The sequence below is a fragment of the Psychromonas sp. genome, assembly GCF_983033635.1.
The window spans coordinates 55,317-69,429 of sequence record NZ_CEZLMY010000002.1 but is presented as its reverse complement, the minus strand read 5'-3'; the positions used below and the strand labels follow the sequence as shown (position 1 = coordinate 69,429).

Sequence of the window (14,113 nt, the reverse complement as noted above, 5' to 3'; positions counted from 1 at the left end):
TGCTAATCCCATATCAGCTGAGCTAAATTCCCGCAGCTTAGCTTGTGGGTAACTCTCTTCAAAAACATCTTTATAGGAATAATCTTTCACAATACCTAAAGGTTTATGTATAACTTGTTCAAGCTTGTGCATTAAATGATTTTTTTTGGTGACTAATACCAATGGAAAACGCAGATATGGAAACGTAAATAACAAGTAACCCTGCCGTTTTTCTGTTTTACTGATCACGGGAATAAAATCACATTTCCCCTGCTGTGCAAAATTTAATGTTTCCGCCCATGACTCTGTTTTCACCAGTTTTATAACGTTGCCTATGCGTTGGCTAAATAAGCGTACAAAGTCCGCGCCCATACCAACATACTCTCCATTCTGAATACCTTCTATCGGTAGCCAGTCAGGATCAACACACATACGCAAATCGCCTTTAGTTTGTAAATAACGACGTTCTTTCTCTCTAAAGACAGGCATTTTTTCCTGGAAACTGGCATCTGCAAATTGATAATTTTGGTTTATAGATAAAGACCAGTTTTTCTGTAATTGAAATAATTCATCATCTGAAATCGCTAATAAACCTTTATTTAAAATATCACGCAAAACCTGATTATTTTTATTAATCCCCATATACAGAGGTAGATAGTTAAATATTGGATGATCAAAGAGAGGGGCATTTTTTACCCCGCTAATGAAATAACGTTGAATATAATAATTAATCACAGCATAAGAGTCTAAGACAGCATCAACATGTCCAAGCACTAATTGCTCTACAGACTCTTCAGTGCTGCTGGTTAATAATAAATTTATTTCAGGATAGTGAATGCGCATTAACTCTTCGTAGAAGAAGCCGCGTACTACTGCTACATTTTTACCCTTTAAGTATTTAAAATCTGAATAATGTGCAGTTTCATTAAGCGTTAATAAACCATCGATCGCTTTTAACGGATTAAACTGTGTGAAAATAACAGATTTTTCTCGCTCAGGGGTGATCTTCAAATTGGTGATAACATCAATATCACCCTTGAGTAACATTTCTAGATAATCATTCCTGTTATAACCAGTTACAAATTCTATTTTCAGTCCAATTTTCTGGGCCACTAAACGCATTAAATCATTAGAATAACCTTTAACTTCATTGTTTTCGATAAAGTTAAAGGGATGCCAATCCTGCTCGGCATGCACTTTGATGACTGGCTCATTCTGCAAGTAAAGTGCTTCCTGTTCACTAAAAATGATGTTTTTTGCGCAAACGTTCAATGTAAAACAACTGACAATAATGCCAAAAACTAACATTAATAGTTTGCGGAAAAATAATGAGGAAGGGATCATTGTGCGCATTCTCTTGCTTAGAGCCAGCTGACTGGCTCGCATTTTATCAAAATGCTAGCATGGACAAATGATATCAATGTCCATTTTGTGAGCAACCGCATGAAATTTAACGACTATCTTATTGCACTGTTGTGCATTCCGGCCCTGTTTAAGCCGGAATAGCGTTACAGAAATAAAATTACTGTCTTTAAAGCATCTCCACACCGATATCCTCGATAAAAACAGTAACAGAGAATCATTCGCAAAAAGCCACACTGTATCGATTTGCTTGTCCCGAGTTGAGGTTATTTAGGTAAAAGATCCACGTCAGTAATTCTTACTTCATCTTTTACAGTTAATAGAGGTGATTTTCTAAACTTCTCTCCTTGTACCTGAATTAAAATTTCCTGTCTGTTTTTACCCTCTAAAAAGATATTTTGATAAAATTCCTGTACATCCTTTAAGCTGATTTCACGCAAACATTGAATATAAGCCTGCTTGTTATTTATCTCATTTTTAATGTTTAACCATTCATTAGTCAGGTAAGAAAACTCCCCGGAAATAGATGTTGGTTTTGCTAAATAATTGGCGATATGTGCTTCTTTAATTGTGCTAAATTTTTCTTCATGAGTTTCATTTAACAGCTTGCTAAAACTCTGTAAAAAAGCACCAAATCGGCTATGTAACTGTGCATTACTAACAGCGGGGCTTTGTGTAAACAGGCCAAATGCAACACTGTTATTAACAGGAAAACTAACGGTAAATGGTGAATAGGTTAACTGCTCTTGAGTGCGAATCTGATCGTAAAATGCAGGACGTAATAACTTATTTAACAGCTCAGCACTTGCAAGCGCTTTATCACCTTGTAAATCAGTAAGGTAAATCGCGGCTAACGCATCATCCTGCATATCTGAATTAAGCGGGTAATTTAGTGCCCCCTGCTTAAGATCGGCATGCAAACGCGGAATCAGATAAAAAGGCTTGGCCTGAATAGTCACTCTTTTCTCTAACGAACTGCTTAATAGAAGTACCTGCTCGCGACTTAAGTTACCTAACGCTAATAAACGTAAACTGGATTTTTCAAATAGTTGTTTTATAAACAGATCAATATCTTTTAAGCTGATACCCTCTATTTCAGCAAGCAAAGCAGTGTCTGACCAGGCTGGCTGACGTACTACTTGTCTAAAACCATCCATCGCCAGATCCATCGCTTTAATCTTTGATTTATTATTAAGGCGTCGTTGTAACTCTTGTTTTGCAAGAGAGAGTGACTGCTCAGCAAACTGGGCGTTTTCAATATCAGTTAGTACCCTGAGCAGTAATTTATCCTGCTTGTCACTATAACCAGATGTACTAATCAGCAGACCATTTGAACTGCTTAATGAAAAACCTAATCCGGCTTCTTGAGTGACAAAGTTTAGTTCTGCAAATTGTTTGTTAAGCATATTTAACAGCAGACTCATGGTCACACGCGATTTAGCATTTTGGTCGCTAATATCGCTATTAAGCTGCAGTTTAAGGCTCGCTTTCGGTTCATCTAAATATTCACTTTGTTTAAACCAAACTGAATGCCCTAGTTTGTTAATAAGTTGCTTTGCATTTTTAGTCTGTACTTTTTTTACTAAGCTTAAGTTTTCAGGCTGCCACTCATTACCGCTTGGCAATAACAATTCAATCTCTGCCGCTTGTTTTAACCAGGCTTGTTGGCTTTCTTCTGAAAGAGAACTAGTTGCATACTCACCCTGGTAATATGGAACCTGTGTACCACCTTTTGCATTAGCGCTTAATTCAAAAAGACGGCTATTCTGCGGGGTTAAGTAAGTTAATAACTGTGCAATAAATTTTTCATTAAACCCATCCAGACGATATGGGAAAAACAGCAAATCTTGATGTGGATAAAGCTGCATATTGGCTGACAATGCCATCACATAATTGAATCCTGAGTTTTTGCTTAAAAACTCAAAGCGTGTATCTAAACTTTTTTTCTGCTCTTGAAACTGTAACGTGTTAATACCCTGTTTTTTAATTAAGTCGATAAAAGCAAACAGGCTTGCCATGATTTTATCTTGCGCCTTTAAACCTGCATCAGTAAGTTTAAACTGCATACTGAACTGCGAGTAGTTGTCACTATATGGCGCGTAAAAACCCGCCATAACAGACTCAGCCAATCCCGCTTTTTGTAAATAATCAGACAGTCCACCTTGATGATCCGAGCCTAATAAACGGCTAATATATCCACCAGGTTGATACATATATTCATCTTTGACACTCGGCACTAAAAAGCTAACTTGTAACAGCTTAATATCGGCAGTGGGTTTCATTTCCACTTTTATTGCCAATTCATTGTCCGTTAACATCGGGGTAAGAATAATCGGTTTCTGCACTTTTTTATTGGGGATTTGGCTAAGATACAAACTCGCGAGCTGTTGTAACTCTTCGATTGAGCGCGGGCTGGTTAACGCCACTTTCATTAGATTGGCCGAATAATAACTATCAAAAAAATGTACTAATTCATCTTGTAATTTACTACCGGGTTTATCCGTTAAAGTGCTTAAATCACCTGTGCTAAAGCGCGCCATCGGATAATCAGGATTTAGCGTATAACGCTGCAGCGCATATAACTTACGCATATCATTATCAAAGTAAGTTTTATGCTCGGCATTAACTGTATGCCTTTCTTTTTCTGCGTATTTTTCATCAAGTAGCGGTGCACGCATCACGTCTCCGAGACGGTCTAATGCTTCACCAAAATAGTCGTCATTTACCTCAAACCCATAAACCGTAGCATCTTGAGAAGTATAAGCATTGGTATAGCCACCATGTTGGCTCATAAATTTGCTGTATTCATTGATCGTTGGATAACGCTGCGATCCTAAAAAAAGCATATGTTCTAAATAATGCGCCAAACCTAATTGGCTGTCAGGATTATGCATACTGCCGACAGGTACAGATAACGAAGCTGCACTGTTTTCTAAATCTGGATCGGATACCAATAACACTTCAAGGGAGTTCTTTAAACGAATCACCTGATATAAACGCGGATCATTAGGACTTTGTTTTATTGACGTGTTGAGGATCTCAAAAGGTTTCATAGCAGGCTCAGTTGTAGCGGTATTAGCAAAAGTAGTTGCAGATAAAAGCAAAGAAAAACAGCTAACAACTATGGTTATTGGATTGATGCGTGGCATTCAAATATCTCTATAAAAGGGTTAAGAACAGTTAGTCTACATATGGTTTAATAAGTTCTATTTTTTAAACCTGCAGCCAAAAGGTCACCGGGCCATCATTGGTTGATGAAACTTGCATATCGGCAGCAAACTCTCCAGTTTCCACCTTGATTCCCATATCAGAACAGTTTTTATTAAACAGTTGATAAAGCCGGTTGGCTTCAGCCGGCTCTGCGCCATTTGAAAAGCCGGGGCGATTGCCTTTCTTAGTTTCTGCGGCTAAGGTAAATTGCGAGATCACCAATAAACTGCCTCCTGCCTGCTGCACATTAAGGTTCATTTTATCATCACTATCAGCAAAAATGCGGTAAGCTAAAACACGCTGCGCAAGGCGCTTGCATTTTTTCTCATCATCACCTTTTTCAACGCCCAGTAAAACCAATAAGCCGCCTTCTATCTGACCCACTGTTTTTCCTGCCACATCAACATTTGCATGGCTAACGCGTTGAATTAACGCAATCATATATCCATACCTTGCTCTGCTTCATTGTGGTGTAAAAACTCTTCTAATGTGGCAGTCACCTCTGCACCAATTAAAACAATTAACCAACTATAATAGGTCCATACAAAGAGAATAGGGATCGCGGCCAGTGCACCGTATATTAGTTGCTGGGAAGGAAAGTTAGTGATGTATAACTTAAAAAGGTCGGTACCGAAGAAAAATAATATGGCAGCAATAAAACCACCAATTAATGCATAACGAAACCTCACGCGCTGATGGGGGACTAAAGTATAAACACCAGCAAAGGCTAGCCAAGTTAAAATAAAAGGCATTAAGCCTAATAAACGTTGCCCGAATGACAGAGAGCCATGCTCTTGAACAATAGTAAAAAGGTAAGAACTTAATAGTATACTGCCACCGATAATCACCGGGCCAAGGCTTAAAATAGTCCAGTAAATAGTAAACGCCTGCACCTTAGAGCGTTTATTGGTGCAGCGCCAAATACGATTAATAGTTTGATCGATAGTGGATATCAACAACAGGGCGATTACAATTAGCGATGCAATGCCCATCATGCTCATCTTCTGAGTGTTTTCAATAAACCCAGTCATATGCTCTTTAATTGCCTCGCCCGATGTAGGAACAAGATTATTATAAATGAAATCTTCGAATATTTGCTTTAACTCCGAAAAACCCGAAAAGGCAGATAATATAGAGAATATGACCGCCAGTAAGGGTACGATAGATAATAAAGTCACATAAGCTAAATGTCCCGCGGGCACCTTGATATTATCTTCTTTACTACGCTGCCATATAAATGATAAATATGCATAACTTGCTTTGCCTTTGGCGATTAATACTTGCTTATCAAATTGCACGGTGACCTTCCTCTGGTTTACTTTACTTTTTATAACTATAAACCTAAAGCGCAGATAAAAAAAAGGTCTTACCGAAGTAAGACCTTATTAATCAGTTATTGCTAACAAATTAACCTTTAGTCGGACGTGCCGCACGTTTACGTTCATTTTCTGTAAGCAATTTTTTACGGATACGAATGCTTTGTGGCGTTACTTCCACTAATTCATCAATATCGATAAACTCAAGCGCCTGCTCCAGAGTAAGAATGATTTCAGGAGAAAGTGTTTGCGCTTCATCGGTACCAGATGAACGAACATTAGTTAATTGTTTACCACGCAAACAGTTCACTGTTAAGTCATTAGCGCGGTTATGAATACCGATAATCTGACCTTCGTATACTGGTGCGCCATGACCAAGGAATAGGCGACCACGATCCTGCAAAAAGAATAAAGAGTAAGTAACCGCTTTACCTGTACCGTTAGAAACCAATACGCCATTTTGACGCTGACCAATTGTACCGCCTTTATGCGGGCCGTAGTGATCAAAGCTATGGTATAAAAGACCAGAGCCAGAGGTTAATGTCATAAATTCAGTTTGGAAACCGATTAAACCACGACTTGGGATTATAAAGTCTAAACGTACACGGCCTTTACCATCTGGTGTCATATTTGTTAGTTCCGCTTTACGGATACCCAACTGTTCCATTACTGAACCTTGATTTTGCTCTTCAACATCAACCGTTAATGTTTCCATTGGCTCATGCAGTTGACCGTCAATCATACGCTCAATAACTTCCGGACGAGATACAGCTAGCTCATAACCTTCACGACGCATGTTTTCAATTAAGATACCTAAATGCAGTTCACCACGGCCAGATACTTTAAACTTATCAGGATCGCCTGTTTCTTCCACTTTAAGTGCAACGTTATGAACTAACTCTTTTTGTAAACGCTCAAGGATATTACGTGATGTTACGTATTTACCCTCTTGACCACAGAATGGTGAGTTGTTTACCTGGAAAGTCATGGTAACTGTTGGTTCATCAACACTTAATGGCGGCATAGCTTCCACGTTGTTTTGTGCACAAATCGTATCCGATATTTTAAGTTCGCCTAAACCACTGATTGCAATGATGTCACCCGCTTGTGCCAGCTCAACATCATGACGCTCAAGACCTAAGTAACCTAATACCTGACCAACTTTACCTTTACGCTCTTTACCGTCACTGCCAACCACAGTTACCTGCTGGTTAACTTTAACATTACCACGCGTAATACGACCAACACCGATAACACCTACGTATGAGTTGTAATCAAGTTGAGAGATCTGCATTTGGAAATCACCATCGCGATCAGCTTCTGGCGGAGCAACGCCATCTACGATTGCCTGGAATAGTGATTCCATGTTTTCAGTTGCTTCTTCAGATTCAGCATTTGCCCAGCCGTTTAACGCAGATGCGTAAACAACTTTAAAGTCTAACTGTTCATCCGTTGCACCCAGGTTATCAAACAGATCGAATACCTGATCCATAACCCATTCAGGGCGAGCACCTGGTTTATCGATTTTGTTGATAACAACAATCGGCTTTAAGCCGTAATTAAATGCTTTTTGTGTTACAAAACGAGTTTGCGGCATTGGGCCGTCAACTGCATCAACGATAAGACATACACTGTCTACCATTGACATAATACGCTCTACTTCACCACCGAAATCGGCGTGTCCAGGAGTATCTACAATATTGATATGGTAATCATTCCACTCAATTGCCGTGTTTTTAGCAAGGATTGTAATACCGCGCTCTTTCTCTAAATCGTTAGAGTCCATTACGCGCTCTTCAGAGCCGCCGCGTGAATCTAATGTTCCAGACTGCTCTAACAGTTTATCAACTAGGGTTGTTTTACCGTGGTCAACGTGAGCAATAATGGCAATATTTCTTAATTTTTCTAACGACATGATGCGCCTCAAATGTAGCAATTAATAAAAATACCAATTAGATGAAAGAAGTTATTTGCATACTCGGATAACTTAGCTCATCTAATTGGTATAAACGCGCATATTGTAACCATAATTAAAAAAATAGAAAGTTTTAACTCCGTCACAATTAAGATAACTGTATTATTATTCGCTTTAATGGAACTTTAACAGGATTAGATCCCCCATTTAGCTCTCATTAAATAGCGACGCACCAATTTGGCGCGGCATTGCACCAAGATAGCGCGGTTTATTGAGGGATTTAAGTTATTCAAAGAAAAAAACACATAAAATAGAGTTATATTTAATTGGCATATTTTTAGACTGCTTGAGTTATAAAATATTTTTGTTATGGTTACCCTCCATTTTTGATGTCAATTGAGGTTGTAAACATGTCTGTACAAACAGCACAAGATGTTCTTGATCTGATTAAAGAACAAGATGTAAAATTCGTTGATTTACGCTTTACTGATACACACGGTAAAGAGCAACACGTATCAGTTCCATTCCACCAAATTAATGAAGACTTCTTCGAAGAAGGTAAAATGTTCGATGGTTCTTCAATCGCTGGTTGGAAAGGTATCCAAGATTCAGACATGGTATTAATGCCAGTACCTGAAACAGCTGTTATCGACCCATTCACAGATGACCTAACACTCAACTTACGTTGTGATGTTTTAGAGCCTAAAACAATGCAGGGTTACGACCGTGATCCACGTTCTGTAGCTAAACGTGCAGAAGCTTACATGCGTTCAACAGGCCTAGCTGATACAGTTTTATTCGGCCCAGAACCAGAATTTTTCCTATTTGACGATGTTAAATACGGTAACGGTATCGCGGGTTCTTTCTACTCAATCGATGCTAAAGAAGCGGCTTGGAACTCAGGCACTTCATACGAAGATGGTAACACTGGTCACCGTCCTGGTATCAAAGGCGGTTACTTCCCGGTAGCACCTGTTGATTCAGCGCAAAACATCCGCAGCGCTATGTGTTTAATCATGGAAGAGATGGGTCTTGTTGTTGAAGCACATCACCATGAAGTAGCAACAGCGGGTCAGAATGAGATCGCTTGTCGTTTCAACACTATCGTTGAAAAAGCAGATGAGATCCAAATCTACAAATACGTTGTACACAATGTGGCGCACGCATTTGGCCAAACAGCTACATTTATGCCTAAACCGCTTGTTGGTGATAACGGTTCTGGTATGCACTGTCACCAATCTCTTGGTAAAGATGGCGTTAACCTTTTCTCTGGCGATCAGTACGGCGGCCTTTCAGAAATGGCGCTGTTCTACATCGGTGGTATCATCAAACATGCTAAAGCGATCAATGCATTTACAAACGCATCGACTAACTCGTACAAGCGTCTTATCCCGCATTTTGAAGCACCAGTTATGCTAGCTTACTCTGCTGGTAATCGTAGTGCGTCTATCCGCATTCCTGTAGTGCCAACACCAAAAGCGTCACGTATCGAAGTACGTTTCCCGGATCCAACAATGAACCCGTACTTAGGTTTCGCAGTAATGCTAATGGCAGGTCTTGACGGTATTAAAAACAAGATCAATCCAGGTGAAGCTTTAGATAAAGATTTATACGATCTACCTAAAGAAGAAGCGGATTCTATTCCACAAGTTGCTGTTTCTTTTGAAGAAGCACTTGCTGCACTAGATGCTGACCGTGACTTCCTTACTGAAGGTGGCGTAATGTCAAATGATGCAATTGATGCATTCATTGAACTTAAAACGGCTGAATGTGAAGCTGTTTCTCAAGCAACACACCCGAAAGAGTTCGATCTATACTACAGCGTATAATCAAAAACCTTTGTTAGCTTATTATCAACCATAAGCTAACAAACTTGTGACTACTAAGCCCCTGTTTCACGCTTTTGATAGTTGCTAAGAGGCCAAAAAGGATCAACTTGCTTGATCCTTTTTTAACCGTTACTTTCAGGCTAAATGATTAGAAATAATGAAAGTCAGCGGTATCGAAACTGAAAATGTAAAACAGCAAGCTCCCCCACCAAATACTCAATTTTCTGCAGCACAAAAAGACACACTACAGTCCTAGCGTTAGTTGGTCTGATTCTTGCTTAATAACTCCATAGATTTTATATTTTAAATTTTAAAAGAAGCAGGCTGATCCCATGCAGCCCACATTTTATAAGCAAGGAGCCCCACATGAGTGGAAACCAAACCCGTCTTCAAGCAATTGAGCAAATCACTAATCGTGCACCAACATTGGTCAGTACACCTGAGCCATTAAGTAAAATTTGGGCAGAAGACGTTTTTAACCTCCAGAAAATGGAAGAAGCGTTATCAAAAAATGCTTTTAAAGCAATTAAAAAAACGGTTCAAACTGGCGGAGCTTTAGATGCTGCAACTGCTGATGTTGTTGCTGCTGCGATGAAAGATTGGGCACTTAGCAAGGGTGTTAAATTCTACTCACATATATTTTACCCTATGACTAACATTACGGCAGAAAAACATGATGGTTTCATCGTTACAAATTCTGACGGTGGTGCTATTACTGAATTTACCGGCAGCCTGTTAATCAAAGGTGAACCAGACGGTTCTTCTTTCCCTAACGGTAGCTTACGTATGACTAACGCAGCGCGTGGTTATACAGCCTGGGATCCAACAAGCCCTGCATATGTTATGCATACGGCTAATGGTTCTACATTAATGATCCCAAGTGTATTTATGTCTTGGACTGGTGAAGCGTTAGATAAAAAAATCCCACTACTTCGTTCTAATTCTGCAATGAATGATGCGGCACAGAAAGTATTAAAATTAATGGGTGAAACAGAGATCGCAACACTTAATTCAAGTTGTGGTGCTGAGCAAGAATATTTCTTAGTTGATGAAAACTTCGCAAATGCACGCCCAGATCTATTACTAGCAGGCCGTACATTATTTGGGGCTGCTCCTGCGAAAGGTCAACAATTTGATGATCATTACTTTGGTGCAATCCCTGAGCGTGTTCAAGTATTCATGCAGGAATTTGAAGATACATTATACAAATTAGGTATCCCAGCTAAAACTCATCATAACGAAGTTGCTCCAGGTCAATTTGAAATTGCACCTTACTATGAAGCGGCTAACGTGGCTGCTGATCATCAACAACTTCTGATGACAGTAATGAAGAGCACAGCTAAGAAACATGGTTTCCTTTGTCTGTTACATGAAAAACCATTTGCCGGCATTAACGGTTCAGGTAAACATGTTAACTGGTCTGTGGGTAACAGCACACAGGGTAACCTGTTAGATCCAGGTCAGACACCGCATGATAACCTTAACTTCCTACTGTTCTGTGGTGCGGTTATTCGTGGCGTGCATAAATACGGCCCATTATTACGTGCAGTAATTGCTTCTGCATCAAATGATCACCGTTTGGGTGCAAATGAAGCGCCACCAGCGATTCTTTCTGTTTACTTAGGTGATCAGTTAGAAACTGTATTTAACGATATTAAAGAAGGTAAGCTACTAACTTCAGCTGCCGGTGGCGAAATGGATCTTGGTTTGGCACAGATTCTTAACTTTGAACGTGATCCAGGTGACCGAAACAGAACGTCACCATTTGCTTTCACTGGTAACCGTTTTGAATTCCGTGCTGTTGGTTCATCTCAATCCGTATCTGGTCCATTGGTTGCTATGAATACTATGCTTGCTGATTCATTAAACTGGATTGCTGAGAAGTTAGAAGTTGCTTTAACAACATCAGAAGATCAAAGTGTTGCCGTTGCCTCTGTATTAAAAGAGCTAATGGAGCTGCACGGTAACGCTATATTTGGCGGTGACGGTTACTCTGAAGAGTGGCACAAAATGGCAGTTGCAGAGCGTGGTTTGAAAAACCTGCCAACAACAGCTGACGCATTACCAGCATTCCGTGAAAAATCAGTTGTCGAACTTTTCGAAAGCACAGGTGTATTGTCACCAGTTGAATTAGAAAGTCGTTATGAAGTTTATGCAGAGCAATACATTCTTTCTATTGAAGTTGAAGCTAAGTTAGTTGTAGATATAGCTACGACTAAGATCTACCCTGCTGCAGTAAGTTACTTGTCAGAGCTGGGTTTAACTTCTTCATCAATGGCTGATTTAGGTATTGATCTTGATAATTCACTTGCTGCTTCAATCGCTGCTGAAGCGAATGGCATGGTGGCAGCTGTTGCTAAACTGAGTGAAGCAATTGCAACGAAAGACTTTGCTGATGTTGAAGCACATATGCATTTCTGTGCTGATGTTATCCGTGATTTAATGGATGAAACTCGTGCACACGCAGATGCACTTGAAGCTTTAGTGGCTGATGAGTTATGGCCATTGCCTAAGTATCAAGAAATGTTATTTATCAAATAAATTTCATTTAGGGTAAGTAAAGTAAACTCGTTTGTTTTACTTACCCTTGTTGTTTATTTTGATTAAAAAAGAGCTTTATTACAGGCTCTTTTTTATTATCTTGAAAATAAAATTTGCCGGAATATAGGGATAAATATCGCTATTGTTAAATGGCATGCTACAAAATATTCCATGCAGAGCAGATTGCATAAACTTTTTAAAAACGATGCAAATATTGAGTGATAAAACCTACTACTATGCGGTTTTTTTATTGCCTTAATTAAACTCTTGCCCCACAATTAAAGCTCTTATATTTAAGGCTTATTATTATGAAACGATTTACATTGTGCTTATCAAGTCTAATTTTTCTCTTTTCATCTATTGCTGTGGTAGCAGATACAAAAATTTATCACTGGGTTGATGAGCAAGGAAAAAGCCATTTTTCAGATACAGCTGGCCCCGGAACTGAAGAGGTCAGTGTCAACAATCAAAATTTATTGGTGAGCAGCAATGGCAAAGAGCCAAAAGCTGAAAATGAATTATCGATAGCGGTCGAAGAAGAAAAGAAAATCGCAATTGAATATCAAGCAACCATAACATCACCGCTGGATGATACAGCCCTTCGCAGTAATGAGGGAACGATTGATATCCATGTATCAACAACACCAGAGAAAAATAACAACCAAAAGCTACAGCTGTTTTTAGATGGTAAAGCACTCGGCGAGCCGCAAATATCACCAACCATAAGCGCGCAGAATATTGACCGTGGCACACATCAGATACAAGTTCACCTACTTGATGAAAATGGCAAACTGCTAGCCAAAACACAGATCGTCACTGTGCATCTGCAACGAGTATCTGTTGGTACAATTAAAGCAAATATCCAATAATGTTATCTCTCGATGTTAAGTAAGCAGGCAAAAGAACTACCATTAGCGCTACTTGAAGAAGCTAATACTGCTTTTGTCGTTATCAGCTCTGATTTAAAGCTTATTTATGCCAACCCGGCAAGTGAGTTATTACTGTCACAAAGCACGCAACGCCTTTATCAGCAAAGTCTGCAACAACTTGCCAGCTACTATCATTTCAACCCAACATCAATCGAGCGCATCTTTGTTAACAAAAACTCTTTTACTGAAAATGAAGTGACATTACGGGTTGACGGACACCCCCTTTTAATTGCATTAAGTGCAACCTACTTAAACTTTAACAATGCAGATTATGTAATTATTGAGATGCGTTGTATTGAACAGCAGCGTAAATTCAGTCAAGTCCATTATCAAGAGAATCAACAAAAAGCCGCAAAAGATCTGGTTCGCGGACTCGCCCATGAAATAAAAAATCCTTTAGGGGGATTACGAGGCGCCGCACAATTATTAGAGAGTGAGCTATCTGCCCCAGAGCTTAAAGAGTTTACGCAAATTATTATTGAACAAGCGGATCGTTTAAGTGCCTTAGTCAATCGTTTATTGGGTCCGCAAAAAGTAGGCTTACGCGCTACGCATAATATACATTCGGTGCTTGAGAAAGTGCGTAAGTTAGTTTGCTTAGATCTTCCCGATTTTATTAAAATTAAAGTTGATTATGATCCAAGTATTCCTGATTTTGAGATGCAGGCGGATCAACTGCAGCAAGCATTTTTGAATATTATTCAAAATGCAGTACAAGCACTGGATTTAAATGCAGACAGTCGTTCCGAAATCACCTTAAGGACGCGTACCGCTCACCAAATTACGATTAATGGTCTGCCGCAGCGCCTAGCGGCTGAAATTAAGATTATTGATAATGGACCTGGTATCCCGGAGCAATTAAAAGACACGCTATTTTACCCTATGGTAACGGGCAGAAGTGATGGTACAGGTTTAGGTCTTTCCATTGCACAAGAGTTAATTAAACAACATAATGGACGAGTCGAATGCAGCAGCACACCAGGGCATACCGAGTTTCTTATCTATTTACCCATGAAATTTAAAGAGAAATAA

9 protein-coding genes are annotated in these 14,113 nt (G+C 39.4%); 4 read left to right on the top strand and 5 right to left on the bottom strand.

The features are described 5' to 3' along the window. From AC4GME_RS00720 to typA, 5 genes are all read right to left on the bottom strand, one after another. The coding region (locus tag AC4GME_RS00720; protein ID WP_490378890.1) for a transporter substrate-binding domain-containing protein at window positions 1–1,332 on the bottom strand (1,332 nt) is incomplete at its 3' end. A 275-nt stretch (window positions 1,333–1,607) separates the two neighbouring features. Then, window positions 1,608–4,490, bottom strand: coding sequence for an insulinase family protein (locus AC4GME_RS00715; RefSeq protein ID WP_490378889.1), 2,883 nt, complete (start codon window positions 4,488–4,490; stop codon window positions 1,608–1,610). Window positions 4,491–4,554: 64 nt separating this feature from the next. Continuing rightward, window positions 4,555–4,992 (bottom strand): D-aminoacyl-tRNA deacylase, encoded by a 438-nt coding sequence (gene dtd, locus AC4GME_RS00710; RefSeq protein ID WP_490378216.1) that lies wholly within the window; start codon window positions 4,990–4,992, stop codon window positions 4,555–4,557. Further along, complete coding sequence (locus AC4GME_RS00705) at window positions 4,989–5,849, bottom strand: virulence factor BrkB family protein (RefSeq protein ID WP_490378215.1); 861 nt, start codon at window positions 5,847–5,849, stop codon at window positions 4,989–4,991. Before AC4GME_RS00705 ends, dtd begins: the two co-directional genes overlap by 4 nt. Before the next feature lie 109 nt (window positions 5,850–5,958). Beyond that, window positions 5,959–7,782 carry a translational GTPase TypA gene (gene typA, locus AC4GME_RS00700; RefSeq protein ID WP_490378214.1) on the bottom strand — a complete coding sequence of 608 codons (1,824 nt, stop codon included), beginning with the start codon at window positions 7,780–7,782 and terminating at the stop codon, window positions 5,959–5,961. Between the two features lie 410 nt (window positions 7,783–8,192). Between typA and glnA the strand changes: the two genes are divergently transcribed. The 4 genes from glnA to glnL all read left to right on the top strand — a co-directional run bounded on the left by glnA (window position 8,193) and on the right by glnL (window position 14,113). Beyond that, window positions 8,193–9,611 (top strand): glutamate--ammonia ligase, encoded by a 1,419-nt coding sequence (gene glnA / locus AC4GME_RS00695; protein WP_490378888.1) that lies wholly within the window; start codon window positions 8,193–8,195, stop codon window positions 9,609–9,611. 366 nt (window positions 9,612–9,977) lie between these two features. Then, the gene (locus AC4GME_RS00690; protein ID WP_490377969.1) at window positions 9,978–12,152 is read left to right on the top strand and encodes a glutamine synthetase III family protein; all 2,175 of its coding nucleotides are present in this window, start codon (window positions 9,978–9,980) and stop codon (window positions 12,150–12,152) included. Window positions 12,153–12,460: 308 nt separating this feature from the next. After that, window positions 12,461–13,021, top strand: coding sequence for a DUF4124 domain-containing protein (locus tag AC4GME_RS00685; RefSeq protein ID WP_490377968.1), 561 nt, complete (start codon window positions 12,461–12,463; stop codon window positions 13,019–13,021). A 12-nt stretch (window positions 13,022–13,033) separates the two neighbouring features. After that, window positions 13,034–14,113: a nitrogen regulation protein NR(II) gene (gene glnL, locus AC4GME_RS00680; protein ID WP_490377967.1), complete on the top strand. Its 1,080-nt coding sequence runs from the start codon at window positions 13,034–13,036 to the stop codon at window positions 14,111–14,113.